The organism is Salinibacter altiplanensis, assembly GCF_002894645.1.
GTDB lineage: Bacteria > Bacteroidota > Rhodothermia > Rhodothermales > Salinibacteraceae > Salinibacter > Salinibacter altiplanensis.
In genome coordinates, this window is the sequence record NZ_NCQY01000017.1 from 1 (window position 1) to 26408 (window position 26408).

Consider the following 26408-nt stretch of genomic DNA (forward strand, 5'->3'; position numbering starts at 1 on the left):
GTCGGCGGCCGGCGTGACGCAGGTGTCCGACACCGCCGGGCGGCTGGAAGAGCTCAGCGGGGAGCTGGAGGAGACGGTGCGGCAATTTGCGATCGAAACGGAGGGGAAGGCGGCCGCCCCGCCGGCGGAACCGCTCGCCGGGAGGGCCCCTGCTGAGGCAAGCGAGACGGGGCCGGGAAAGGAGAGGCCTCAGGAATACGGTGGGGACGGATACCCGAGCGAGGATGCTCCCGTGTAGGAACATCGTCCGCCTGAACCGGAGAGGGTTGGCCTCCCACAGTGGAGCCCCCCGCGGGACCGCTTGTCGTGATGCCGTGGCACTGGGCTGCCGGCCTCTCCCTTTGCGGCCGTTCTCTGTGTTGTGGCCCAAAGCACAGCCGCCAGGGCGCAGCCCCAACGACCGCGCACAGAATCATCCCTGCGTTCGAGCATACGCAGCGTAAAAGGGGTCGGGAGCCCCTCCTAAAAACCGCTGAGTGGGCGGCACGGAAGGGCTCTCGCGGACCGTCGCCGGCCCCTGAAAGGCCTCAACAGCCTCGAAATAACGCTCCACGAGCCGAAGGCGTCCGGGGCCAGCGGCCGTCCGCCAGGCCCGAATGGCCTTCTGGGCAAACATCCGGTTCGAGAAGCTCACGATGAAGATCCCGCCCGGACGTAGGACGCGGGCCACATCGGCAAACACCTGCTCGGCACGCTGCAAATACTGCACCGACACCGCGCAGAGAACCGCGTCGAAAGACGCAGTCTCCAACGGAAGGCACTGCGTCTCATTCAGGTCCTGCACGAAGGATCCCGTCAACCGGTCATTTGCCACCAACTCATCCTCGTTCATCCCGTGCCCGGCCACGCGTCCGAATTCTCGTTCCTCGGGCAGGTGAGAGACCCAGCTGCTCATTACGTCAAGAACATCATCCCCCGCCCGAAGATGCTGGCGATAGAGGTCGGTCAGGCATTCGCGGAACTGCTCGTCAACGTGCTGGACGAGACGCGGCTCCTGGTAAAACGACCGGTCGGACCGTTCGTCCTGCTGCGTGCGCTCCGCTTCCGAGAGTACCGAGTCAGGCATGGAGACCGAGACAGTTTCCTCGTGAACGACGGCGACATATTGGGACCGAATGTTGGGACCGACATCCCACGCGGAGATGAGTGCCATGAGACGTAGGGGGAGGCTGGACCCGGCGCCTCTTTTTCGTCTTCGAGCCTCTGGTCACGGGGCACGTCCGGCCGAGAAGAGTACCCGGGGCCTCGCGGGACCGGCAGGGCCGCCCCTGATTGATCAGATTTCTTGGGTGTCGACCTGTTCGACGGGCACTCGTTGAACGGCGTCGGTCATCCAGCAGTCCGCGTGGGGGGCTCCGTCTTGCTTCGAAAGGCGGAACAGATATCCCACACGGGTCCCCTGTGTGGTGGTGAGAATCACGCCCATACGGGCCACGGCCTCTTCAACCTCGGGCAGGCTATAGGTCGCCCCATCGTGGCCAATCATGGGTCCGTAGGCAGGCGTCTCGAAGAGTCGCCGGAATCGACGAAGCGGACCGGTCGCGCGCTTGTTGGCCGGAGAGGCAAAATTGAATGCCGCCTCAATCCCAGCGTCCTCGTGGGGCGTGTCGTTGTCCCCGAGCGCCTCGACCTGTAGGCGAACAACCTCCGTCGGGGACAGGGCCGGGGACGGTTCGGGAAGAGTATCGGCAGGGGCAGTCATGAGTACGGCATCCGAGTCAGGCAGAGCGGTGAGGGCAGCCGGCCGGCGTACATCTCCACGTACATCTTCGGGGCCCCCCGATGGAACGGCAAAGATGAGTAGGGAAATCAGAGGCAGGGCAAAGACACGCATGGCGAACGCAGCTGTCGAGGAGACATCGGCCCGACGCATGTAGCAACTGGCATCGGAATTCAGCTGTCGGGCTGCTTAATGATCCTGCACGTCCCTGTCGTTCACCTTTTCCCACTTCAACACCGGAAGCAAAACGACCGGGCAAGAGTCTTGTCGGTTTTTGAACACCTATGTGATTGCGTTAACACCCCTTGGGGAAAGTCCTTTCGGGATTGGCAGGGGGAGAGCGCAAGAATCGGAGAACCGTAACATCTGGGAGGCATCCGTCTGCCCTTCTCCCCCCATTCCCCGGCGGGCCGACGGAAGTCGCCCGGCGTACGAACGTAGCTCGACGTTCAGGTTCTGGACACTGATGCCTCGAACCCGCTTTCTCAAGGACCGTGCTAAGGGACGAATCATCCTTCGTCTCCTTCCGGCCCCCGGACGGACCTCCTTCGCACCAGAGACTCCGGATCACGACTCCTCAACGAGGAAGCCACCCGCTCCGTGCGTTGGTCGACGCTGCCGGCTCACCCTCGTGGTCGGCACCGTACTGGCCGCATTGGGCCTACTGATCGACGTGCCCCTCATCAATTTCTCGGTTGAACTGGGAGGAATGTCTGGGGGCGTTGCGACGGTCTCTCTCCACAGGGGACTCACCATGATCGCCGCTACGTCGCTGGCCGGATCCCGCTTCCTCATCGGCGCTTCCCCACCCGAGTGTGCCGGGCACGAGTCGTGAATCTGTTCGGAGTGCCCCAACATCTGAGCCTCTGCCTCCCGCTCGGGCCCGCGACGGGGCCTCGGGATGAATCGACGTTTTCGGGCGTGCCCTACGCGTTCGGGACCTCGTCAGACAGCGCATCGGCGATGTGTCGGGCCGTTTCCTCAAACGGCCGGAACGTGCAGCCGAGTTCAGTGCGGGCACGGCTGTTGTCGTAGCGGTAGGTACGGGCAGCAGTACGGGCGGTGGTGCGAGCAAGAACCGGCTGCGTGCGGGTGAGTGCGGCGACGCCCTCGGCCAGCGCCCCCCCAACGTTGAGGAGCGACGGCGGCACGGTGTAGCGCGGCGGCCTGACCCCAAATTCTTCTGCGAGCACCGTGGCGAGCGTCTTCCATGATCGATTCTCGCCCCCCAAGAAGTAGCGACGACCTGTCTCGCCCCTGTGCATGGCGGCCCGGAGGCCCGCCGCCACGTCACGCACATCGACCACGTTGGTCCCGCCCGGCGGCACGGCGAGCAGCCAGCCGCTGCGCACCGCGTCGACGATGCGGCGCGTATTGGTGCCGGGCTCGCCGACGCCGAAGACCAGCGAGGGGTTGACGAGGGGGGCGTCGAGTCCCTCGGCGATGCCGCGGTGCACCTCCAGCTCGGCCCGGCGTTTGGACCGCGCGTATGCAGAGCGGTGGGGCAGGCCCTGCCACTCAGTCGTCTCGTCGATCAGTCCGTCCGGCTCGGGCGGGCGCCCGAGGGCCGCGATGCTGGAGGTATGCACGAGCCGGTCGACCCCGGCCTCCAGGGCGGCGTTGACGACGTGGGCCGTGCCGTCGGCGTTGACGCGGCGGACGGCCGCCCGGTCGCCCCGTGCAAAGCTCACCTTGGCCGCCACGTGGTAGACTCGATCGATCCCTCGCATCGCCTCGTACAGGCTCCGGGCCTGCCGGAGATCGCCCACTGCGTGGTCGACCCGCTCGGCGTACGTGCCCAGGCGGGCGAGGGAGGAGTCGTCGCGCCGAAAGATGCGCACGTCGGTCCCCGCATCGACGAGTTGCTTGGTGAGCACGGCACCGACAAAACCGGTGGCGCCGGTAACGAGAACGACGGGATCGGAGGGAGCCATGGGGCGACAGCGAGTTTCGGTGGGGTCAGGCCGCTTCGATTTCAACCAGCAGCGTGTCCTTGTCCACGGCATCGCCGTTCGCAGCGTGGATGGCCTGCACGACGCCGCCGGACGGAGACTTGAGTTCGTTTTCCATCTTCATCGCCTCCAGCACCAGAAGGCCTTCGTCGGCCGCCACCTCGTCGCCCACCTCCACGAGCACGTCGAGCACGAGGCCCGGCATGGGCGCCCGCACCTCTCCCCCCGCCACGGCGTCTTCGCCGAGCCCAAACTCTTCCACGAGCAGGTCGCGTTCGTCTTTCACCTGCACCTCCGTGCGCCGTCCATCGATCGTCACGCGCAACGTGTCCTCCCCTGTTGGCTCTACCGACACGGGCACACTCGTGCCCTCCACGATCATCGACACGTAGCCTTCCCGCAGCACCTCGAAGGTGTAGTCCTTCGCCTCGCCGTCCACGACGAGCTGGTCGTCTTGAAGTGCAATGTCGAACGCCCGATCGTCGACGAGCGCCCGGTAGACCTGACCGTCCGAAGTGTCCATGGGAGAGGCACCTGTTTGCGGCAAAGCAACACGATTGCGGGACACAAACTCGCGCCGGTGGGCATAGTTTTACGGCGAGACGGCGGCCCCTGAAGCACCTGTCTCCGCCTGCACATACGGCCATGCGATCTACGCCCTACATTTGCTGTCCCTCCGCCCATGCCCGACGACCTTACGCCCGACCTTCTGATCCGCGCCTACGCCAGCGGCGTCTTTCCGATGGGAGACGACGATACCGGCATCGTGCGCTGGCACGCCCCCGATCCGCGAGCCCATCTTCCGCTCGATGCGTTCCACAGTCCCCACACCCTTCGTCGACGCGTGCGGCGGCGCGAGTTTGAGGTGACCGCCGACCGCGCCTTCACGTCCGTCATTGAGGCCTGTGCGGACCGGGCCCGCACCTGGATCACGCCGCGGATCATTCGGGTCTACACCGAACTGCACGAGCGTGGGTACGCCCACAGCGTCGAGTGCTGGCAGAAGGGCGACCTGGCCGGAGGGCTTTACGGGGTGGGCCTCAAGAGCGCCTTCTTCGGCGAATCGATGTTCTACCGGGTCAGCAACGCCTCGAAGGTGGCGCTCGTCCACCTCGTGCGGCAGCTGCGGGCGGGCGGCTTTACGCTGCTCGACACGCAGTACTCGACCGAGCACCTCGAGCGCTTCGGCGTAACGACCGTCCCACGGCCCGCATTCGAGCAAAAGCTCATCCGGGCGCTCGACGTTGCCCCCGACTGGTGGCCCCTCGCCGACGCCGAGGCGGCGGATCTCGATACCCCCGTGTCCGAGTTGCCCGCCGCGCCCTCCTCCCTGCCCGGAAACGAGTCCGCCCCAAACGGGTGAAATCGCACTCGACATGCCCGTCTCTTTCCCTTTCCCCATGCCCTCGCCACTCCGGTTCTCGGTCGCCGCACTGCCGGAACTGCTCATTGGCCTTGCACTGCTGGCCGGCTGCCAGCCGACGTCGGACACGACGACTGAGGCGGCCTCGCCTCAATGGCCGGACGCGCCTTCCCCCCTCTCGGACAGCGTGCTCTCCCCACCGGACACGACCGCCAATCGCTTCGAGGCCGCCCTGGAGACGGCCCTTTCGCACCGGGACGACGCCGGCTCGATCGGGGCGCTGATGCAGAACGTGGGGCGTCACTTCCACGGGCGGCCCTACCGCACCGGCACGCTCGACGCCCCCGAGACCGAGACCCTCGTCGTTCGTTTCGATGGATTCGACTGCGTGACGTTCGTCGAGACCGCCCTCGCCCTGGCCCGCAGCGCACAGGCGTCCGACACGACATATGCCGGCTTCGCAGGGCGCCTCGCAGAGCAGCGGTACCGCGACGGCGGGTCGGTGGGCTACTGTGGGCGGCTGCACTACTTTACGGAGTGGATCACCAACAATGCGAAGCGGGGACGTGTGCAGCGGCTCGGCGCGGCGTTGGGGGGGCGTCCCCTGCGCGATACGCTCGACTTTATGAGCACCCACCGGTCGGCGTACGACCGGGTCGCGACCAACGACAGCCTCTTCGCCTGCGTGCAGGACATGGAGACGCGTCTGCAGTCGAAACAGCGGCGCAATCCGGTGCGGTATGTGCCGCAGGACTCGATCCGTGCCGTATATGATCAGCTCCGGGCCGGGGACATCGTGGCGCTCGTCTCCTCGATCGATGGGCTCGACGTGGCCCACACCGGGCTCGTCTATGCGCATCCCGACGACAGGCCCAACACGTTCGGGTTGCTGCACGCCTCTCTCTCCGGCGGCGTGACGGTTTCGCCCGATCTTCAACGGTACGTTCAGACGATCGATCATCAGATCGGTATGGTGGTGGCGCGCCCGCAGCCCGTCCAGTGAGGGCCAGCTCAGGGCCATTTCCCACTGCCAACCTGTCTCTCCCTTCCGCTCACCAATCCCCTCCCGACCGACTATGCAGGACATCGAGTGCCTCGGCGTGTACACCAGTGGCGGCGACGCCCCAGGCATGAACGCCTGCCTCCGGGCCGTCGTCCGTACGGCCGTCGCCAACGACATCGAGGTCATGGGCATCCGTCGCGGGTACGAGGGCATGATTGCGGGCGACTTTGTGGAGATGGAGCGGCGCTCGGTCTCCAACATTCTCCAGTCGGGCGGTACGATTCTGAAGAGTGCCCGCTCGGAGGCCTTCCGCACCGAGGAGGGACGGCAGCGGGCGGCCGACAACCTCCGCGAGAACAGCATCGATGCGCTTGTGGCCATTGGGGGAGACGGCACGTTTCGGGGGGCGTCGAAGCTCTGTGACGAACACGGACTCGGGGTAGTGGGCTGCCCCGGAACCATCGACAATGACCTGTACGGGACCGACCAAACGATCGGGTACGATACGGCCCTCAACACGGCCATCGACAACATCGACCGCATTCGCGACACGGCCGACGCTCACAATCGCCTGTTTCTCGTGGAGGTAATGGGACGGGATGCCGGGTTCATCGCCCTCAACTCCGGCATCGGGGGCGGGGCGGAACTGATCCTGATCCCCGAAACCATCACGGAGATGAGCATGGTGAAGGAGCGCATCCTGTCCCTCATGACGGCCCAGCGGCGTTCCACCATCGTGGTCGTGGCCGAAGGGGACGAGCTAGGCGGGGCCCAGGGCATCGAGCGTGCGCTGCGGGACGACGAGGCCTTCTCGGACATCGAGCTCCGCTCCACCATTCTCGGGCATACCCAGCGGGGCGGGGCCCCCACGGCCAGCGACCGGGTCCTGGCAAGCCGCCTCGGCGTGGCCGCCGTCGAGTCTCTGATGGACGGCCACTCGGACGTGATGGTGGGCGTGACCAACAACGAGATCAAGCTTACCCCCCTGCACAACGTCTACGGCCGGCGCAAGTCGATCGACTACGACCTGTTGAAGCTGACGCAGATTCTGAGCTAAACGTATGGTGGTGATGCCTCTAGAGTGGCTCCGCACGAGCCTCAGCAGGACCCGAGCGTGGTCGTCGCTTCGTTCCCGTACTCCGTCAGGGCGCTAATCCAGGCATTCCCCTCGTTGCCCCGTGTCCGGTGCCGGACGACGTGCCCCGGCACCGCCTCCGCAAGATGCCAGATGACAAATCCCCCCCATCCCTCCTCGCAGGTCGCCTCCGCCGGCCGCGCGCCCCCTCAGTGCCCCGCGGCAAACGAAGGCCATTCGGGAGCCCCTCCCCGCTGCACGTCGGACCCTTTGTGGGCCCTGTGCTGTTCGGGGCATTGGCCTGTCTGGGCTGGCGGGGCAGCTTCCTGCTCGGCCGAGCACCCCCTCTCTCTTTGCTTCGAGCCTTCTCCGTTCCGATGTCCGAACACGCCCATCCCCCCATCGGCGAGGCCGAAGGCAAGGCGGAGGCCGTGGAGACGATGTTCGACGCCGTGGCCCCCCGCTACGACCTCCTGAACCGCGTCCTCAGTGCCGGCATCGACCGGTACTGGCGCTCCCGAGCCGTCCGGGCACTGAGGGACGAGCAGCCGCGGCGCGTGCTGGACGTGGCGACCGGCACGGCCGACCTGGCCCTCAAAGTTCAGCGCACCCTTCATCCCCGCGAGACCATCGGCATCGATCTCTCCGCCAGGATGCTGGACCGCGGGCGAGAGAAGATCGAGCAGGCGGGCCTTGCCTCCCGGATTGTGCTCCAGAAGGCGGACGCCGCCGACCTGCCGTTCGGCAACGGCTCGTTCGACACGGCCTTCGTGGCGTTCGGCGTGCGTAACTTCGAGGACCTCGATGCCGGGCTCGGCGACATTCGGCGCGTGCTGGGGCCTGGCGGCGCCCTCGTCGTGCTCGAGTTCAGCACGCCCCGCACGACGCCCATCAAACAGCTCTATGCGTGGTACAGCCGCCACATTCTGCCCCGCATCGGCGGCCTGTTGAGCCCGGATCAGGGCGCGTACGAGTACCTGCCCAGCTCGGTCGCGGCGTTTCCGGACGGCGTGGACTTTCTCCGGCGGATGGACGGGGCCGGCTTCGTCGATCTGACGTGGACGCCCCTTACGTTTGGCATCGCCTCCCTCTACACGGGGCGGGTGCCGCGGAGCCCAACGACTCCTGCGTGATGAAATGGACACGCTCGAACTCGCTTTCACCATTCCGCCCGCGGAGCACGCCTCATTTCTGGCGGCGCTGGAAGAGCCCGCCACCGGCTTCGTGCAGACCGACACCGAACTGCGCGCCTACGTGCCGGCCGATCGCTGGGCCGCCGTCGACCCGAAGCGGTTGAAGGCCCACCTGGCCGACGCCGGTCATCCCGATGCACTGTCGATTCAGTCCCTGGAATCGAAGAACTGGAACGCCGTCTGGGAGGGGACTCTCTCACCTGTCCGGGCCGGGCCGTTCCTCATCTGTCCCACCTCGGTAGACCCACCGTCCGCCGGGGACGACGCCACGGTGCTCCGCATCGATCCCGAAATGAGTTTCGGCACGGGACACCACGCCACCACACGACTGGCCCTGCGACTGCTGGCCAACGCCCTCGCCCCCGGCGATCGTGTGCTCGACGTGGGCACCGGGACCGGCGTGCTCGCCATCGCGGCCTGTCGCATCGGTGCCGAGGCGGCGCTGGGGGTGGACACCCATCCCGACGCGGTGCGCAATGCCCGTGAGAACGTCCGCCGGAACGAGGGGGCTGACTGTGTGACCGTACAGAAAGGATCTGTAGAGGTCGCACCGGGCTCCCAGTACGACCTCGTGGCCGCAAACATTACGCGGCGCGTCCTGCTGGAGTTGATGCCGGCCCTTGTCTCTCGCCTCGCTCCCGACGCCGCCCTCCTCCTCTCCGGCATTCTCCAGTCGCACCGCGACGGCATTCTCGATGCGGTCGCGTCCCACGGCCTTTCTCTCAACGCAGAGGCGGCGGAGGACGGGTGGTGGGCCGGCCGGTTCTCTCCTTCTCCATCCTCCTGACGCCCATGCGCCTCGCCACCATCGACATCGGCACGAACACGGCCCAGCTCCTCGTGGCCGAGCGGGACCAAACAGGGCTGCACCGCCTCCACACGGCCGAGCGGTTCGTACGGCTCGGGGAAGGCGTGGATGCCCGGGGCCGCATCGGTCCGGAAGCGCGGGAGCGTCTCCTCGATACGCTGCGCGACCACCTCCAGGTGGCCCGGGCGTACGGCGTGGATCAGCTCTCGGCCGCCGGCACGAGTGCCCTCCGCGACGCGGCGAACCGGGACGCCGTTCTCGCCTCGGTGCGAGACGCCCTGGGACTGTCCGTCGATCTTCTCTCCGGGACCGAAGAGGCGACGTGGAGCTATGCGGCGGCCTGCGCAGCGTTCGACAACCTGTCGGAACCGCGCCTCATCGTCGATGTGGGCGGCGGGTCCACGGAACTCATCGTCGGAACGGACCCGGCACGGCCCCGCCCGTCGCCCACCGACGCCATTCAGGATCACGCCAGCCTCGACCTGGGGTGCGTGCGCCTGACCGAGCGCTGCTTCGCCTCGCAGCCCCCCTCCCACGACGCCGTCGAGACGGTCGATCAGATCATCGACGAGGCCCTCGCGGCCCGCGCGCCAGCAGTGGGGGACGCCCCCACGCTCATCGGCACGGCCGGCACCGCCACCGCCCTGGCACTCGTCCACGCGGGCCCCGACAGTACCGGGGACGCGCTGCACGGCGACGGCGTCGTGCTCTCTTCGGAGGATATACGCTGCTGGCGCGAGCGCCTCCTCAGGCAGACCGTCGACGAGATCTTTGAGCTGCACCCGGAGGCCATGGAGGGTCGGGCCGACGTCTTCCCGATGGGCGTGATTCTTCTCGGCCACATCCTGGCCCACTACGAACTGGAGGATCTTCGCGTGAGCCCCTACGAACTGCGCCATGGCCTGGCCCTCCGCCTCCGAGCCTCGGCTCCGGCCCCCTCGTCTTAATCAGCGTCCCTCGATTGCCGTCCACCGCGCTTGTCCCGTCGCACTCCGCGCTCTGCCGGTTGATTTCTCGTCGTTCTGGGCGCCCTCACTTCTCCAACGAGGCCCTCGTTTTCAGCAGCCCGCTCCGCCCCCACTTTGAACCCGGCCCCCAACGGGCCCGGGTCTCCGCATTCAGGACTCATGACCGCAAGGCGTTCCCCTTCTCAACGCCGCTGGTGGGCACAATCCGACGTTGCAAGATAAGGGAATTCAGCGGAAATCTCCGTCGTTGAGAGGAACATCCACCCGTCCCTGTGGTGGAGTGCAGTGCTTTAGTATTCTTCCGCATCGCTCTTCCCACTCTATGTCCGTCGTCCGCGAAGACGTCCTGGATGTCCTCCGGCAGGTCAAGCACCCGAAAGAGGACAAGGACATTATTCGGCTCGACATGGTGAAGGACCTCACGATCGAGGACGGGCAGGTCTCGTTTACCGTCGTCGTGAAGGACCCGGACGGGCCCTTCGCCAATCAGGTCGAAGAGGCCTGCCGGCGCCTGCTGCACGAGGAGGTAAACCGAGAGCTGTCGGTGGACGTGGAGGTGGACAGCGAAATGATCCCGCTGGGCGACGACGTGATGGTGGGCGATCAGGGCGGCGAGAAGCAACAGACGAGCGGTGAGGACGGCGTGCAAAACACGATTGCCGTTGCCAGCGGCAAGGGCGGGGTGGGCAAGAGCACCGTCGCCGTCAACCTGGCGATGTCCCTCTCCGAACAAGGGTACGAGGTGGCGCTCGTGGACACCGACATCTACGGCCCCTCGATTCCAAAAATGATGGGCATGGAGGGCGAAAAGCCACGCGTTAACGACGAGCGCAAGATGGTGCCCCTCGAAAAGCACGGCATCAAGACCCTGTCGATGGGGTTTATGGTGGACCCCGACCAGGCCGTCGTCTGGCGCGGGCCGATGGTCACGAAGGCCGTGCGCCAGTTTCTCGGCGACGTGGACTGGGGCGACATCGAGTACATGATCCTCGACCTTCCCCCCGGTACGGGCGACGTCCAGCTCACCATCGTGCAGACCATTCCCCTGACCGGGGCCGTCATCGTCTCCACGCCGCAGGACCTCGCCCTCGCCGACGCGCGAAAAGGGAAGGCCATGTTCGACAACGTGAACGTGCCCGTCGTGGGGATGGTCGAGAACATGGCCTACTTTTCTCCTCCCGACCGGCCGGACCGCAAGTACTACCTCTTCGGCCGGGCAGGCGCCCAGGAACTGGCCCGGGAGCTCGACGTGCCGTTCCTTGGAGAGGTGCCGATCCAACAAGAGATCCGCAAGAGCAGCGACCAGGGCACGCCCATCGTTCGCTCCGCCCCGGACAGCGCTTCCACCCAGGCATTCGCCGAGATTGCCGACCAGCTTACCGAGCAGGTCGCTCTCCGCAACGCCGAGGACGACCCGACGCAGAAAATCGAAATCCTTTACGAGTGAGAGCGGGTGCTCGGCCGCCGCGTCAGGGCACTTACGGACAGCATCGTGACCTAATCGGTCCGAACGCGCGGGCTGCCCGTCCGTTACAAGTTGGCAGATGATGACGTCCGGGTTCACGCCGCTTCACGCAATCGCCCCGATGCCTTATGTCCGACGACGTGCCTTCGTCTCCCGATACTGAAGACGAATCCCCCCCTCACATCGACCCGGAGCTGCGCGACAACATTGAGGAAGCCCTCGACACAATCCGCCCTTACCTCATGGCGGACGGGGGATCGGTGCGGCTGCTGAACGTGACCTCCGACTACGTGGTAAAGTTGGAGTTGCTCGGGGCCTGTGGGTCGTGCCCCATGAGCACCATGACCCTACGGGCTGGCATTGAGCAGGCCCTCAAGCGGTCCGTGCCGAAGGTGAAGCGGGTTGAAGCCGTCAATGCGACTGCGGCCGCGTGAGCCAAACTGCGCGCCGTTTCCGTCCACGTCTTCTCTCCTGCGTCCCGCGGCTCAGAACTGCACGTCCATCCCTAGCCGAACAGTCACGTAGCGGGTCGACGTCCTCGTCTCAAGGTCCGAGTCGCCGGTGTTGATGACGACGTACCGCGGCTCGAAGAAGACGCCGTAGGTCTCGTCAACCCGGAAGTTGGAGCCGACCGCGACGTGGAATCCCCGGTTCCTCGTGGATCGCTCCGGGAGCACGTTTTCACTCTGAGGGACCCGCGCCTCCGCGAGCTTGGTCCGGAACAGACCGATCCCCCCCGACACGTACGGGTGGGCATTGCTCTGATTCTTGAGGGTATAGCGCAGCCCCACCGTCCCGTTCAGAACATTGAGGGCGCCCCCGTCCACCGACGTCCCGACCGATAGATTTTCGTCTAGGAGCGCGACGTTGTCGCTGTTCAGCGTAAAGCGGTCGTAGCTGCCCTGCAGTACGACCTCCAGGCCGTTATACACCTCTACCCCGGCCTCAACCCCCAGATCCACCCCCGAGTTCAACACGGTCTCTAGGCCCTCAGGGGACTGAAAGAACGCCGCCCCCACGTTCCCACGCAGGGAGACCGCCGGCTGGGCCGACACGCTGGTGCTGAAAACGAGGCCGAAGAGCACAAGAAGCACAGCGGTCCGTCGCATGAAGCCGAGAGATGGACTATGGGGAGGCTTTTCGACACGTCGACGGGGCGCACAGCTCGGTCGCCCCAGCGGCGGGATGCTCGTCAGACATTTTGTATCGTGTCCGAGGAAGATCTGCTTTGCACAATCTTTAACAGGGCCCGGCGCGACTAGATCCCGGCACTCATTCACTGGACGCGGAGGGACGTTGCTGCATGTGCAGGGCAGTGCGGAGCGCCTCAAGACGAGACGTTGCGTACCGGCGCAGCTCCGGAAGGGCCCCCTCGTTTGCCCGGAGAAATCGGCGGTAGTAGCGGGCAGCAGGGACCTTGTCCCTGTAGTGCTCATCGTAGACCGTCGCAAGGCGGAAGTAAAGCTCTGCTCGCCCCGGTCGCAGCCGAAGGGCCGTTTTGTAGGCCTCAAGCGCGGCGGACACCTTCCCACGTCGGCTGTACACGGCCCCTTGGTGCTCCAGGGCTTTCGTGATCGGCCCGTTCGCCTCCCGGTCAATCGTGTTCTGGAGGTATGTGCCCGCCTGTTGCAAGCTGTCGAGCCGCAGGTACGTAACGCCCAGGTAGAGAGTCGTACGGGCGTGACTGGAGTCGCGCCGCAGGGATCGTCGAAGGAACGGCAGGGCTTGGGCGTACTGCTGGCTACGCACGTCGACGAGACCAATGCGCCGGTATACCGTCGCCGACGAGTCGCCCGTAGCAAGCGTTCGCACGTACGCCCGACGTGCCCTCTCAAGATCATCTCGCTCAAATGCGAGATCGGCTCGACGGCGCCACAGTCGAGAATCCCCTGGCTGATGGGTCAAGGTGGTGTCCACAACGCGCCGGGCTGCTTCGGGATGCCCTTCTGCACGGTGCAGCCGACTGAGAGACAGCGCTACCTCTGCGGACCGCGGCACTCGCCGGTGGGCCTCCCTGAAGTGGCGCCGCGCCCGCTCCGTGTGGTTGAGCTCACGATTGCACTGCCCGAGACGCATCCACCACCGCCCATTCGAGGAGTCGGCACGCACCAGTTGCGCGTACTGGGCCCGCGCCTCCGACCACTTCCGAGAGCGTCGGTACACCTCCCCGAGGGCCTGCCGGACCGTCCGGTCATCGGGACGCACGTCGAGCACACGCTCAAACGCCGACGTCGCCTCCGGCCACCGGTACAGCGCGGCGTAGCTGTCCCCAAGGGCCCGGTCGATCGCTACCGTCGACCGCTTCTCGTCCCCGGCGACCCGTCGGGCCACGCGGAAAGCGTCCACGGCGGCCGCGTGTCGTCCTCGTGCCTGCTCGGCCCGCCCAAGCAGGACGTAGAGCTCCTCCGTTTCGGAGGCGCGGAGCGAGTCGTGGCGTCGTCGGCTGCGGATGCGACGGACCACCGCGTCGTAGGCGCCCTCCATGTAGGCGGCGCGCAGGGCCTGCACCGGTCCATCACGACCGGATGGACGGCGCACCGTGTCCCGGTCAACCGACGCCGAGGGGGTCGAGTCGGGAGCCGGGGCAACTCGCTCCGGCAACGTTCCTCCGGGGTGATCGGGGGACGACGCAACACATCCGGCACTGCCCAAGGCGCAGGCCAGCAGGAGCCAAAAACGACCGGGGGGGTTCGACATGGCAGCAGGCCTCTTTGTTCTTTTTTTACTACTCTTATAGTAGAAATCGAACGCAAAATTTCCAACCGTCCTTCCTCAGGGGCGGATCGCTCAGCGACGGGGCCCGTGCGAGGGAGTGATCTCGCCGTGTTGTTTCCTTGCACGTGTCTTGGCTTCCGCCCCATGCCCGACGCCGCCCCGACGCCCGTCGTCACCGTTTTCCTCCGACACCGAGGCAACGTGCTGCTTCTCCGCCGCAGCGACGATGTGGGCGCGTATCCCGGCCGGTGGGGCGCCGTCGCCGGGCACGTCGAGGACGACGATCCGCCGGCGTCTGCGCTGCAAACGATCGAGGAGGAGACGGGCCTGCGTGACACCGACGTCCGTCCCCAACGGCAGGGGGCGGCGTTCACGGTCGAGGATGACGACCACGGGACGCACTGGCGGGTGCACCCGTTCCTCTTCGACGTCGACACCCGATCGATCCAGACGAACTGGGAGACCGAGGAGGTCGAGTGGGCCTCCCCCACCGCACTGTTGCGGCGCGATACGGTGCCGGACCTGTGGACCTCGTACCGCCGCGTGGCGCCGTCCATCCTCGGCGTCACGAACGACACGACGCACGGGTCGGCCTATCTCTCAATTCGTGCCCTGGAGGTACTCCGCGACCGGGCCGGCATGCTCGCCCATTCCGAGGCCTCTACGATTGAGGATGCTCGGGGGCGCCTGGTCGGCACCGCCCACCGTCTGCTGGAGGCCCGGCCGTCGATGGCGGCAATGGGAAACCGGCTGCACCGTGCCATGCACGCGAGCCTCCCGGAGCTTCCCCCTGACGCGGTCGAAACCAACGCCCATGAGGCCATCCAGGACGCCCTGGCGGCCGACGCGGCGGCGGCCGAGACCGCGGCCGCGCAGGTGCGTGGAGCCCACGTGCTCACCTTGTCCCGTTCCGGCACCGTGCTGTCGGCCCTGCAGGCCGCCGACCCGTCCCCCACTGTCAGCGTGGCCGTCTCGGGCCCCGAGGAAGAGGGGGTGGGCGTCGCCGAGCACCTCGCCGAGGCAGGCCTCGACGTGACACTTCTCCCCGACGCCGCCGTCGCTCATCGCCTGCGGGAGGGCACCATCGACGCCGTGCTCGTGGGGGCGGACACGATACAGTCTTCGGGGGCGGTGGTTAACAAGGCAGGGACGTACGGGGCTGCCCTCGCGGCGCGTCGGGCCGAGGTGCCCGTGTACGCCGCGTGCGCAGTTGACAAAATTTCGGTAGACGACGATACGTCTGACGAGTCTGCCCCGGACCGGACCGTGTACGACGGCTCTTCGGACGTGGCGGTGTGGTCGCCTCGGTTCGACACCACCCCTCCCGCCCTCATCACCGGCGGCCTGCTCACCGATCGGGGCACGCTGGAGACCGATGAGATCAACACCGTAACGGAGGAGCTTGCCAAACTCCGCACCTGGATCTGACATCTTGGTCTAAGGGGTTGGTTTGGGAGGGCCGTCCCGTCCGTGGGCCGTCACTTCTCAGCCCCTCTTCACGAACTGATCCCCCGTTGGCTCGTTGATTCAGTCCGTGTTTTTCTCTACCCTATGAACGGCGTACAACCGTAGAGCCTCACTGCCCACCTTGCCCGGTGGTCTAATGGCAGGACAGCGGCCTTTGGAGCCGTTAGTGGTGGTTCGAATCCACCCCGGGCAACCTCATCTCTACTCCCCCAACCGCTGCCCCCCCGGTGCCCCGCCCCCTCATGCGTGCGTCGAGCAATGAAAACCGCGTCGCCATCTTCGGGGGCCGTTCCAACCCGGCCCTCGCCAACAAGATTGCCGAAGCATACGGCACAACCCTCGGGGATCTCAGCATTCGCGACTTCGCGGACGGGGAGATCTACGTGCGGTTTGAGGAGTCCATTCGAGGGGCCGATCTGTTCCTCATTCAGAGCACCCATCCGAAGGCGGACAACTGGATGGAGCTGCTCCTTCTGATTGACGCTGCCAAGCGGGCCTCGGCCGAACGCGTAACGGCTGTGATTCCCTATTTCGGCTATGCCCGGCAGGAGCGAAAGGACCAGCCGCGCGTCTCCATTGCGGCCAAGCTCATGGCCAACATGCTCACCTCTGCCGGCGTGGACCGGATTCTGACCATGGAGCTCCACGCCGCCCAGATCCAGGGCTTCTTCGATGTGCCGGTGGATCACCTGTACGGCTCCACCGTCCTGACCGATCACGTCCGCCAGTTCGACCTCGACGACTTCGTCGTGCTGGCCCCAGACGTAGGGGGACTCAAGATGGCCCGCGCCTACGCACAGCGTCTGGGCGTGGACCTGGCCCTCATCGACAAACGCCGTCCCCGCCAAAACGAAGCGCGGGTGATGAATGTCATCGGCGACGTAGAGGGCAAGGACGTGCTCATCATCGACGACATTGTGGACACCGCCGGCACGCTGACCCGGGCCGCAAAGGCACTCAAGGACCATGGCGCCCTAAAGATCATGGCGGCCTGTACGCACGGGCTCCTCTCCGGCCCGGCCTACGACCGCATCGAGAGTTCCCCCCTCGAACGACTCATCATTACCGATACGGTGCCCCTCGACCGTCCATCCGACTGCATCGAGGTCGTGAGCGTGTCGAACCTGTTCGCCAAGGCCATCCGTCACATCTATACCGACCAGTCGGTCTCTACACTCTTCACTGAGTAGCAGTGTCCCCCCACCGGCGAAGGCCCCCGATCTCATCTGAAGGGCCGTTGGCGCGAGCCACAGTGCCGACCAAGGCCCTCAGCGTCTATTTTGCTTGAATCGGCGCCGCCTTCTCGGAACCAAACGTGGGGGGGAATCTAGCATATATTCTGCATAGAGAGGCGGCCGGGCATCGATCCCGGTTGCTGTCGCCCTTTTCACCGGATCGCCCTCCCATCATGGATGTCCCTGCCATCGAAGCCCAGCCGCGCGAGACCGGCTCGAAAGCCGCCCGCGAGGTTCGCAACAACAACCGCGTCCCATGCGTCCTGTACGGGCGCACCGTCGAGTCGACGCCGCTGCAGATCCCGATTGCCGCCCTCAACAAGTTGATCTATCGGCGCTCGGCCCCGGTGGCCCAGGTGAACGTGGACGGAAGCACGTGGCACTGCATCCTGAAGGACTACGACCTGCACCCGCTCACGGACCGGCCCCTGCACGCCGACTTTCAGGCGCTCGAAGAGGGCGATGAGGTGACGCTGACGGTCCCGCTGAACTACACCGGGATTCCGGTCGGCCAACAGAACGGCGGGGACACGCAGCAGATCGCCCGGAAACTCACGATCTCGGTGCTGCCCGAGAACATTCCGTCCCAGATCGAGGTGGACATCAGCGAGCTCATCATTGGCGACTCGCTCCACGTCTACGACCTGGAGACCGACTACAAGATCAAGACGTCGAACGACCAGACGCTCGTCACGGTGGTGGCTCCGCAGATCGAGACCGAGCCCACGACCGAGGCCGAAGAAGAGGAAGACGAACTCGCCGAGGACGAGATTGCCGAGGAGGGCGAAGCCGCCGAGACCGAGGAGGGCGAGGCCGTCGAGGGCGAAGACACGGCCGCCGAGGACGGCGCGGAAGAGTTCCAGTAGACGCTGGTCCCGCATCCGGGCTTTCCTCCATCCGATTCTCGAGAAGGGCGGCCGACACCGGTCGCCCTTTTCTGTTTGTCTCTCCATCCCTTCCAGCTCGCATGTCCCCCTCCCTCCTCGCCATTGGCCTTGGCAATCCGGGCGCCAAGTACGAAGACACGCGTCACAATGTGGGCCATCAGGTCATCGACGCGCTGTCCGGGCGCCTCGACATCTCGCTCCAGCACGAGTCCGATGCGCTCGTCGGCTGGGGCCGCCACGCCGATCAGAAGATCGGGCTGGCCGTGCCGCTCACCTACATGAACCGGAGCGGGGACGCGGTCGCGGGACTCCACGACTACTACGACCTTCCCCTCGACCGATTGCTCGTCATCGTCGACGACCTACACCTCCCCGTCGGCACCATTCGGCTCCGCCCTGCGGGCAGCAGCGGAGGACACAACGGCCTCGCGCACGTCGCCCAGCGGCTCGGCACCACCGAGTTTTCGCGCCTCCGCATCGGCATCGGCGACGACTTTCCCGACGGCCGCCAGTCCGACTACGTCCTCTCCCCTTTCACGGAGGAACAGCACCCGGCGGCCCGGTCGGCCCGCGAGGACGCCGAGGACGCCGTCCTGACGATGGCCCGGGACGACATAGATGCGGCGATGAATCGCTTCAACTGACGCGTCGCCGCCGGCGTGGGCCCCAAACAAAACCCCCCGACCGGAAGCCCAGCCGGGGGACAGAGGGACACAGAATGGGAGGATGCGCTAGCCCAGCAGGTAGGCGAAGAGGGGCAGGAAAATAACCGCCACCTTCCCCATCAGCTTGATGAGGACGTTGAGCGAAGGCCCTGCCGTGTCTTTCAGCGGGTCGCCCACCGTGTCGCCCACGACCGAGGCCTTGTGTGCCTCGCTGCCCTTCCCACCGTGCACGCCGGACTCGATGTACTTCTTGGCGTTGTCCCAAGCCCCTCCGGCGTTGGACATGAAGATGGCCATCAGGAAGCCGGCCATGAGCACACCGGCGAGCAGGCCCGCCAGCGCCTCGACACCCAGCCCGGGCAGTACACCAACGAGGACCGGCGCGATGAGAACGACGACGCCCGGCAGCATCATCTCGCGCAGGGCCGCGGTCGTCGTGATGTCCACGCACCGGGCGTAGTCCGGCTTCGTGTCGCCACTGCGCACACCCTCGATCTCGTCGAACTGGCGCCGCACCTCGGTGACGACGGCCGCCGCGCCCCGGCTGATGGCGTGGATGCCCACGGAGGCCAGGTAGAACGTGAGCATCGCGCCCAGAAGCAGGCCCACCAGCACAGCGGGGTTCATCAGGTTGACCCCTGCCTCCAGCGACAGCAGGTCCTGCGCGGCCGCCTCCGAGAAGTAGGTGGCCAGCCACGCGAGGGCGGCCAGCGCCGCGGAGCCGATCGCGAAGCCCTTGCCGATGGCCGCCGTCGTGTTGCCGGCCGAGTCGAGCGCCTCGCAGCGCTCCCGCACATCCTGGCCGAGGTCGGCCATCTCCGAAATGCCCTGTGCGTTGTCGGTAATCGGCCCGTACGCGTCGGTCGAGAGCACCACGCCGAGCGTAAGCAGCATGCCAAGCGAGGCGAGGGCGATGCCGAAGAGGCCACCCAGATGATACGCCAGCAGGGTCGCGAGGGCCACCGCCAGGGCTGGCACCACCGTACTCACCATGCCGGTGCCCAGACCCTCGATGATCGTCGTGGCGGCACCCGTGTTGGCCGACTCCGCAATCCGCTTTACGGGGCCGTACTCGGAGGTGTAGTACTCGGTTGCCTTCCCAATGACGACCCCCGTGAGCAGACCGGCCAGCAGAACGAGGAAGAGCGCCCACCGCACGTCCATCGTAGCCGCCGCGTCGTCGATGACGACCGCCGCCGACTCGCCGCCCGGAATGAGCCAGAAAATAAGGCCGAGGGCGAGCAGGCTCGTGAGAACGTTCGCCACGGTGGTCCCCTGGTTGAGGGCCGAGCGGGCGTTGGCGGCCTGCTGTTCGTAGGAGACGTCGGCTCCGTCTCCAGCGTTCACGAAAAAGTACCCGATGATGGAGGACACGATGCCAAGCACCCCGAACAGAAAGGCGATCATAAGGCCCAGGTTCTCAAACCCAAGGCCCGGGAACGCCGCGGCGAAGTCGACCTCCGCGCCGAGGAACATGGTCGCCGCCACCGCCGACACGTACGACTCGTAGAGGTCCGAGCCCATGCCGGCCACGTCGCCCACATTGTCGCCCACATTGTCGGCGATGACGCCGGGGTTGCGAGGATCATCTTCCGGAATGCCGGCCTCCACCTTGCCCACCACGTCGGCCCCCACGTCGGCCGACTTGGTGTAGATGCCGCCCCCCACCCGTAGAAACAGTGCGACGCAGGAGGACCCGAAGGCGTATCCGAGCCACGCGTGGCTGTGCTCCGGAAACAGGGCGTAGATGGCGGCCAGGCCCAGCAGCCCGAGCCCCACGACCGAGAAGCCCATCGTGGACCCGCCCGAGTAGGCAATGTTCAACGCCTTGGCAAAACTGGTCTGCGCAGCGTGGGCCGTGCGTCCGTTGGACTTGGTGGCGATCCACATCCCGATCCATCCGGCCAGCCCCGAGGCCCCCGTCCCGACGAGAAACCCAATCGTGGTGGGGAGGCCCGTCTCCGGCATGGAGTACAACACCACCGCCACGACGACGGCGAAGATGGACAGGTACCGGAACTCACGGGTCATGAACGTTTTTGCCCCGGCCTGGATGTCGCGGGACAATTCCTGCACGCGCTCGTTGCCGGCGTCCTGGCGGAGGATGTACCGGACGAGGTAAAAGGCAAAGGCAAGCGAAAGGAGCGAGGCAATGCCCGCGATAAGGGGAGCGTTGGCAACAACAAGCTGCTTCACGACAGAAGAGAGGCTGTGATCGGTTCTCGAACGCGACAAAAGACAGGCCCCCCGTCCAGAATGAGACACTCGGCGGCGAGCGCACAGGAGCGATGCCCGCGCCTCTGGGGGTCGGGAGCCGTTACGCTGTAATAGGCCCCTTAGAATGTTTGCTGGCGACGAAGAACGCAACCGTCAGCGCTGATTCTTCCGTTTTTTGCCATCGTTTCTTTCCGCGTCCTCCCATTTTCCCCACCCGTCAGGGCCGCCCCACAATTTGATTCGTGGGCGTCCTTGCCTACATTGGAAGTCCTTCCACGGCGTTGTTTTCGACCGCCACCCCGCACTCTCACTGCACGGCACACGACCGAAATCATGGCACACGTTGACGTTGAAATGCCCAAGATGGGCGAGAGCATCACCGAAGGCACCGTCATCGCCTGGCACAAGCAGCCCGGCGACGAGGTGGACCAGGACGAGATTCTTCTCGAAATCGGAACCGACAAGGTCGACACGGAGGTGCCCTCCCCCAAAGGCGGCGTGCTTGCGGAGACGCTCGTCGAGGAGGGAGACACAGTGGAGGTCGGGACCATCATCGCGACCCTCGAAACCGAGCCCGAGGCCGCCGGAGGAAGCACCAACGACGCTCCGTCTCCCACCGAGGAGCCAGCCGAACAAGAAGAGGCCGAGGTGGAGGCAGAGACGGAGGCGGACGCGGCCGACGCAGCCCCCGAAGACGACGAGCAAGAGGCCGCGACACCGGCCCCGTCCGCCGACGAGGTGGAGGTCGTGATGCCCAAGATGGGCGAGAGCATCACCGAAGGCACCGTCGTCGCCTGGTACAAGGACATCGGGGAGGAGGTGGCCATCGACGAGACCCTTCTGGAGATTGGCACCGACAAGGTCGACACGGAGGTGCCCTCCCCCGCGGAGGGAGTGCTCGCCGAGAAGCTCGTGGAGGAGGACGAGACCGTCGAGGTCGGCACGGTCGTCGCCCTTTTGGCCTCGGAGGCAGAGGCCGGATCGGTGACTCCTCCCGCGTCCGAGGCGCCCGACGAGACCCAGGAGGCAGCCCCAGAGACCGACGAGGCAGAGCTGCCCTCCACGTCCCCCTCCGGCGACGGCGCCGTGCGGGATCCCGACGAGCCGCAGCGCCCCCCCGAAGAGACGATCAAGCGCCGCGGCGACGACGGGCGCTTCTACTCGCCCCTCGTGCGCTCGATTGCGAAGGAGGAAGGCCTTCCCATGAGCGAACTGGAGGCGCTGGAGGGCTCCGGCCGGGGCGGCCGCGTGACGAAGGAGGATGTGCTCGCGTACCTCGAGGAGCGGGAGGAAGCACCCGCAGCCCCCGCGACCGCCCCCGAGCGCCCACCGCGCCCCAGTCGGTCCGATGAGGGCCCACCCGCCCGCGGCGACTACACGGTCGAGGACGGCCCGAGCGACGAGGCGCTGCGCCAGCAGTACGGCGACCGCATCGAGGTGCAGCCGATGGACCGGATGCGCAAAATGACCGCCGAGCACATGGTGCGGTCGAAGGCCACGTCCGCCCACGTCACCTCCTTCGCCGAGGCCGACGTGACAGGGCTCGTCCGGCTCCGAGAAGCCAACAAGGAAGCCTTCCTGGAGCGGGAGGGCGTGAAGTTGACCTACACGCCCTTCTTCGTGAAGGCCGCGGTGGAGGCACTTCGGGAACACCCCTTGCTCAACGCGAGCGTGGAGGGCGACAAGATTGTCATCAAGCACGACTTCCACGTCGGCATCGCCGTCGCCATCGGCAACAAGGGCCTTCTCGCCCCGGTGATCCGCAACGCAGGAGACTACAACGTGACGGGCCTGGCCCGCACGGCGGCAAGCATGGCCGACCGTGCCCGCAACAAGGAGCTCCAGCCCGACGAGCTGCAGGGCGGCACCTTTACCGTCACCAACATCGGCTCCCTCGGCTCCCTGATGGGCACCCCCATCATCAACCAGCCGCAGGTGGGCATCCTCGCCACCGGCGCCATTCAGAAGCGACCCGTCGTGGTGGAAAACGATGGCCTCGGCGACGCCATCTCCGTGCGCCACATGATGTACCTCTCCCTCAGCTACGACCACCGCATCATCGACGGGGCCATGGGATCCGGCTTCCTGCAACGCGTGGTGACGGAGCTGGAGTCCTTCTCCAAGGACCAGGATCTGTTCTAGAGGGCCCCTCTCGTCCAGGGCCCCCTCTCCCCTGATCCACCGGCCGGCCCGCCATGCTCGAGGAGTACAAGAAATTCGCCCTCCGCGGCAACGTCATCGACATGGCCGTGGGCATCATCGTCGGCGCGGCGTTCGGGACGGTCGTACAGTCGCTTGTCAACGACATCCTCACCCCGCCGCTCGGCCTGCTGACCGGCGGGGTCGACTTTGCAAACTTGTTCGTCGTCCTCCAGGAAGGGACGCCCGAGGCGCCCTATGCCACCCTCCAGGCTGCCCAGAACGCCGGGGCCGTCACGATCAATGTAGGCGTCTTTATCAACGCGTTGATCAGCTTCCTGATCGTGTCGTTCGCGGTCTTTCTGATGGTGCGCTACGTCAACCAGCTGCGGGAGCCCGACGAAGGCCCGCCCCCTCCGAAGTCGATCAAGAAGTGCCCGCACTGCGTCTCAGACGTGCCCATCCAGGCCACGCGCTGTCCGCACTGCACCTCGGACCTTCCGGCCCCGGAGCCCACCGAGGCCGCGTAGCCGCTGGACTCACACCCCCCAGAGCAGCCAGATGCCGCCACAGGTCACGAGGGCAAGCAGGACCTGGAGCGGCGCGCCCATCCGCAGGAAGTCGGTAAAGCGGTAGCCGCCCGGGCCGTACACCATCAGGTTCGTCTGGTAGCCGATGGGCGTGAGCAGGGCCCCGCTCGCGGCGAACGTGACCGCCAGAACGAACGAGAGCGGGTCCGCCCCGGTCAGCTGGGCCGCCTCCACGGCCATCGGAATCATCAGGATGACGCTGGCATTGTTGCTGATCAGCTGGGTGACGACGCTGGTAAAGACGTAGAAGACGAGCAGCAGGGCGAAGGCGGGCAGGCCCTCCGACAACTGGGCTACGCCGTGGGCCAGGTACGCCGCGGTGCCGGACCGCTCCATCGCCATTCCCAGCGGGATCAGGCCCGCCAGGAGCACGATGACGCTCCAGTCCACCGCCTCGTACACCTCGGTGGGCCGCACGCAGCCGGTGGCGACCATGGCCACCACGCCGCCCAGCGCCGACACGAGAATCGGCATCACTTCCAGGGCGGCGAGCCCCACCACGAGCCCGATGATGCCGAGTGCAAACGGGAGCTTCTCACTGCGGGACGAGCTCTCATTTTCATCCTGAACGACGACGAACGTGCGGTTCCGCTCGAACTGCTCCACGGCCGGGACGGAGGCCTGCACGAGGAGCGTGTCGCCCCCGCGCAGCGGCATCGCGTCGATCTCGTCGTAGAGCAGCGTCCCGGATCGGCGAATCGCCAGCACCAGGGCGTCGTACCGCTGCGCAAACCGCACGGAGCGGAGCGTCTCGCCGAGGAGCGGGTTGTCCGACAGCAGCACCACCTCGAGGAGCACCTCTTTCTCCTGCTCAATCTCGACGTCCTCCTGCGTAATCTTCGTGTGCACGACCGGCTCCAGCCGCTGCGTCTGCATCAGCTCCACTAGCGCGTCGCGGCTCGTCCGGAGCAGCAGCACGTCGCCAGAGCGAAACTGCTTGGGCCCGAGCGGGGCGGCGAACGCCTCTCCATTGCGGCGCATCTGCACGATGTCGATGTCTAAGTCCAGCGCAGCCAGCGCCTGCCGCACGGTCGTTCCGACGAGCGGGGAGCCTTCAGTAACGACGACCTCCGTCAGGTAGTCACTCATCTCAAACTCCTCAGTCAGGTCCTTCGCCGGCCGGATGCGCTCGGGGAGCAGACGATGCCCCACAGTGAGCAGATACACCACGCCCGTCACGAGCACGATGGCCCCCAGCGCCGTAAACTCAAACATCGAAAACGGATGCCCGATCAGGCGCGCACTCACATCGCTCGCCAGGATGGAGGTCGACGTCCCGATGAGCGTGAGCATTCCGCCCAGCATCGATGCAAACGAGATGGGCATCAGCAGCTTCGACGGCGACATCTTCGTCTTCCGTGCAATGTTGATGGCCATCGGAATCATCATGGCCACGACCGGGGTGTTGTTGATCACACCCGCCGAGGCACCGGAGAGCCCCACGAGCGCCCCGTATTGCTTGTAGAAGCTGCCCTTCGCCCAGTCGACGATCCAGTTGCCCACCCGCCGGAGCACCCCGGTGCGCCGAACCCCCTCGCTCAGAACAAACATGGCCAGGACCGTGATGGTCGCCGGGCTCGCAAAGCCCGCCACCCCATCCGCCGGCCCCACCCCCGTCCACGGCTCCAGCAGCACGACCGCCACGATGACCCCGAGGGCCGTCATGTCGATCGGGATCACCTCCGTGAGGAACAGGACAAGCACGACTGCGATGAGTCCCAACACGACGAGCATGTCGGGGGTAAATGCGAGCGCCGCCTGGGCGAGGAGAAGCGAGGACACGAGTGCTGGGGCCGGATCGAGATGGGGAGATGAGAACTGTGCACATGCATGGTGATGAGACCGGACTAAAGACACAACCGGTGGGCCTGCACTCCCCAAAATCCTTCCAATCTTGTGGTAATCTGGGTCCCTCGCCCCCATTGCCCCGCGGTTGCCCACGGGCACCTCCGTCTTTAATTTTGGCATCCTGTCGTTGGGCACTCCGCTTTCGAAGACCGCTCTGCTTTTCCCCCTCGCATCCTTCACAGATCTTCGACCGGACGCCATGGCACCTTCCGAGCCCGATCTAGAACCGCCCCCGTGGTGGGGCACGGTGTCCCTCGACGTAGAGACCGGAGGACGGTGGGCCGTGGGCCCGTCTACGCTCTGGCTCTACCGGACCGACCGCGAGTGGCGGATCATTCACCGGTGGTCCTCCCCCCCCGAGGCCCCCGACCCGTTGGCCGACCGGAGCGAGGTAACGGTGCCGCTTCCGGAAGACGAGCTAGCCGATGTTCTCGACACGGAGGATGAGGAGACACTCCACACCAATCGCTACAGCTTCGGCGAGACGGACCCGCGCATCTCACTGCAGCCGGCCCTGGCCGACCGCCCGGTCGTATCGCGGCCGGAGCATCCGCTGTACGTGCCGCCCGACGAGTCGGTGACGCTGTACCTGAGCACCGCCCTCTGGATTCGAATTGTGCTCCCCGATTCGGACCGGAAGCTGCAAGAGATTCCCTCGTTCCGAATGTCGGACACCTGGTTCGGAGCCACTACCACCGACGGCGAGTTTTGCTACGCGACCCGTACCGCCGGGTGGCTCCGCCTCGACCGCCTGCCCCGTCGCCTCCACCGGGCGGTCACCCCGCTCCGCATTCGAAACACGGCCCCCGACCCGCTGGCCCTAGAGCGGGTCCAGCTGCCAGTGCAGCACCTCGCCCTCTACACGACCCCGACCCATCAGCTCTGGACCCAGGGCGTCACGATGACCCGGTCGGCGGCCCAGGAAGGAGCCGACATTCAGGTTCGGAGCGGTCCACCCGCCGATGCCGACGAGGCGGAGCTTCTGCAAGAGCGCCGGGAGAGCGCGAAGAGGGGGCTCTTCACGAGTACGTTCAGCGCCGTGGGCACCCTGTTTGCCTCCTAAGCCCTCCTCACTGTCCTTCTCCCCAACCAGATCTC

Annotated in this window: 24 protein-coding genes, 1 tRNA gene and 1 pseudogene; 18 read left to right on the forward strand and 8 right to left on the reverse strand. The window is 66.1% G+C overall.

What is annotated here, in order from left to right; genetic code table 11:
- Positions 1–238: pseudogene (locus B7R93_RS07270) on the forward strand (methyl-accepting chemotaxis protein); the annotation flags it as partial.
- A gap of 174 nt (positions 239–412) precedes the next feature.
- On the opposite strand, the gene B7R93_RS07275 reads toward B7R93_RS07270, so the two are convergent.
- Positions 413–1066: a class I SAM-dependent methyltransferase gene (locus tag B7R93_RS07275; protein ID WP_103020180.1), complete on the reverse strand. Its 654-nt coding sequence runs from the start codon at positions 1064–1066 to the stop codon at positions 413–415.
- 210 nt (positions 1067–1276) lie between these two features.
- A complete protein-coding gene (locus B7R93_RS07280; RefSeq protein WP_232798149.1) occupies positions 1277–1702 on the reverse strand; it encodes a DUF4864 domain-containing protein in 426 nt (141 codons plus the stop codon).
- Between the two features lie 649 nt (positions 1703–2351).
- On the opposite strand from B7R93_RS07280, the gene B7R93_RS07285 reads away from it, so the two are divergent.
- Positions 2352–2555 (forward strand): hypothetical protein, encoded by a 204-nt coding sequence (locus tag B7R93_RS07285; protein WP_103020149.1) that lies wholly within the window; start codon positions 2352–2354, stop codon positions 2553–2555.
- A 91-nt stretch (positions 2556–2646) separates the two neighbouring features.
- Here B7R93_RS07285 and B7R93_RS07290 read toward each other — a convergent pair whose 3' ends face one another.
- Together B7R93_RS07290 and B7R93_RS07295 are read right to left on the reverse strand one after the other, a co-directional pair.
- The gene (locus B7R93_RS07290; protein WP_103020150.1) at positions 2647–3654 is read right to left on the reverse strand and encodes an SDR family oxidoreductase; all 1008 of its coding nucleotides are present in this window, start codon (positions 3652–3654) and stop codon (positions 2647–2649) included.
- 25 nt (positions 3655–3679) lie between these two features.
- The gene (locus B7R93_RS07295) at positions 3680–4195 is read right to left on the reverse strand and encodes a biotin/lipoyl-containing protein (protein ID WP_232798150.1); all 516 of its coding nucleotides are present in this window, start codon (positions 4193–4195) and stop codon (positions 3680–3682) included.
- Positions 4196–4354: 159 nt separating this feature from the next.
- On the opposite strand from B7R93_RS07295, the gene aat reads away from it, so the two are divergent.
- The 8 genes from aat to B7R93_RS07335 all read left to right on the forward strand — a co-directional run bounded on the left by aat (position 4355) and on the right by B7R93_RS07335 (position 11981).
- Positions 4355–5035 carry a leucyl/phenylalanyl-tRNA--protein transferase gene (aat, locus tag B7R93_RS07300; RefSeq protein WP_103020152.1) on the forward strand — a complete coding sequence of 227 codons (681 nt, stop codon included), beginning with the start codon at positions 4355–4357 and terminating at the stop codon, positions 5033–5035.
- 37 nt (positions 5036–5072) lie between these two features.
- A complete protein-coding gene (locus B7R93_RS07305; RefSeq protein WP_103020153.1) occupies positions 5073–6038 on the forward strand; it encodes an N-acetylmuramoyl-L-alanine amidase-like domain-containing protein in 966 nt (321 codons plus the stop codon).
- A 73-nt stretch (positions 6039–6111) separates the two neighbouring features.
- Positions 6112–7095, forward strand: coding sequence for a 6-phosphofructokinase (gene pfkA / locus B7R93_RS07310; protein ID WP_198598619.1), 984 nt, complete (start codon positions 6112–6114; stop codon positions 7093–7095).
- A 395-nt stretch (positions 7096–7490) separates the two neighbouring features.
- On the forward strand, positions 7491–8246 hold the full coding sequence (ubiE, locus tag B7R93_RS07315) for a bifunctional demethylmenaquinone methyltransferase/2-methoxy-6-polyprenyl-1,4-benzoquinol methylase UbiE (protein ID WP_103020155.1): 756 nt from the start codon (positions 7491–7493) through the stop codon (positions 8244–8246).
- 4 nt (positions 8247–8250) lie between these two features.
- Positions 8251–9093, forward strand: coding sequence for a 50S ribosomal protein L11 methyltransferase (gene prmA, locus B7R93_RS07320; protein WP_103020156.1), 843 nt, complete (start codon positions 8251–8253; stop codon positions 9091–9093).
- A 5-nt stretch (positions 9094–9098) separates the two neighbouring features.
- Positions 9099–10061 (forward strand): Ppx/GppA phosphatase family protein, encoded by a 963-nt coding sequence (locus tag B7R93_RS07325; RefSeq protein ID WP_232798151.1) that lies wholly within the window; start codon positions 9099–9101, stop codon positions 10059–10061.
- A gap of 343 nt (positions 10062–10404) precedes the next feature.
- Positions 10405–11529 (forward strand): Mrp/NBP35 family ATP-binding protein, encoded by a 1125-nt coding sequence (locus tag B7R93_RS07330; RefSeq protein WP_103020158.1) that lies wholly within the window; start codon positions 10405–10407, stop codon positions 11527–11529.
- Between the two features lie 146 nt (positions 11530–11675).
- Positions 11676–11981 (forward strand): NifU family protein, encoded by a 306-nt coding sequence (locus B7R93_RS07335; RefSeq protein WP_103020159.1) that lies wholly within the window; start codon positions 11676–11678, stop codon positions 11979–11981.
- Between the two features lie 51 nt (positions 11982–12032).
- On the opposite strand, the gene B7R93_RS07340 is transcribed toward B7R93_RS07335, so the two are convergent.
- Positions 12033–12656: an outer membrane beta-barrel protein gene (locus B7R93_RS07340; RefSeq protein ID WP_103020160.1), complete on the reverse strand. Its 624-nt coding sequence runs from the start codon at positions 12654–12656 to the stop codon at positions 12033–12035.
- Positions 12657–12819: 163 nt separating this feature from the next.
- A complete protein-coding gene (locus B7R93_RS07345) occupies positions 12820–14244 on the reverse strand; it encodes a tetratricopeptide repeat protein (RefSeq protein ID WP_103020161.1) in 1425 nt (474 codons plus the stop codon).
- A 162-nt stretch (positions 14245–14406) separates the two neighbouring features.
- Here B7R93_RS07345 and B7R93_RS07350 point away from each other — a divergent pair, with 162 nt between their 5' ends.
- From B7R93_RS07350 to pth, 5 genes are all read left to right on the forward strand, one after another.
- A complete protein-coding gene (locus B7R93_RS07350; RefSeq protein ID WP_103020162.1) occupies positions 14407–15690 on the forward strand; it encodes an eIF2B alpha/beta/delta subunit family protein in 1284 nt (427 codons plus the stop codon).
- Positions 15691–15851: 161 nt separating this feature from the next.
- Positions 15852–15922: transfer RNA gene (locus tag B7R93_RS07355), tRNA-Gln, on the forward strand.
- Positions 15923–15971: 49 nt separating this feature from the next.
- Complete coding sequence (locus B7R93_RS07360; RefSeq protein WP_103020163.1) at positions 15972–16919, forward strand: ribose-phosphate diphosphokinase; 948 nt, start codon at positions 15972–15974, stop codon at positions 16917–16919.
- Between the two features lie 218 nt (positions 16920–17137).
- A complete protein-coding gene (locus tag B7R93_RS07365; RefSeq protein ID WP_103020164.1) occupies positions 17138–17830 on the forward strand; it encodes a 50S ribosomal protein L25 in 693 nt (230 codons plus the stop codon).
- A gap of 101 nt (positions 17831–17931) precedes the next feature.
- Positions 17932–18495: an aminoacyl-tRNA hydrolase gene (pth, locus tag B7R93_RS07370; RefSeq protein WP_103020165.1), complete on the forward strand. Its 564-nt coding sequence runs from the start codon at positions 17932–17934 to the stop codon at positions 18493–18495.
- Between the two features lie 87 nt (positions 18496–18582).
- Here the strand turns inward: pth and B7R93_RS07375 are convergent, their stop codons facing one another.
- Positions 18583–20712, reverse strand: a complete 2130-nt coding sequence (locus B7R93_RS07375) for a sodium-translocating pyrophosphatase (protein ID WP_232798152.1) — start codon at positions 20710–20712, stop codon at positions 18583–18585.
- Between the two features lie 354 nt (positions 20713–21066).
- On the opposite strand from B7R93_RS07375, the gene sucB reads away from it, so the two are divergent.
- Together sucB and mscL are read left to right on the forward strand one after the other, a co-directional pair.
- Complete coding sequence (sucB, locus tag B7R93_RS07380; protein WP_103020166.1) at positions 21067–22875, forward strand: 2-oxoglutarate dehydrogenase, E2 component, dihydrolipoamide succinyltransferase; 1809 nt, start codon at positions 21067–21069, stop codon at positions 22873–22875.
- 53 nt (positions 22876–22928) lie between these two features.
- A complete protein-coding gene (mscL, locus tag B7R93_RS07385) occupies positions 22929–23402 on the forward strand; it encodes a large conductance mechanosensitive channel protein MscL (RefSeq protein WP_103020167.1) in 474 nt (157 codons plus the stop codon).
- A 9-nt stretch (positions 23403–23411) separates the two neighbouring features.
- Here the strand turns inward: mscL and B7R93_RS07390 are convergent, their stop codons facing one another.
- Positions 23412–25196 (reverse strand): SLC13 family permease, encoded by a 1785-nt coding sequence (locus B7R93_RS07390; RefSeq protein ID WP_103020181.1) that lies wholly within the window; start codon positions 25194–25196, stop codon positions 23412–23414.
- Between the two features lie 313 nt (positions 25197–25509).
- Here B7R93_RS07390 and B7R93_RS07395 point away from each other — a divergent pair, with 313 nt between their 5' ends.
- Positions 25510–26373 (forward strand): hypothetical protein, encoded by an 864-nt coding sequence (locus tag B7R93_RS07395; RefSeq protein WP_198598620.1) that lies wholly within the window; start codon positions 25510–25512, stop codon positions 26371–26373.
- Positions 26374–26408 lie beyond the last annotated feature (35 nt).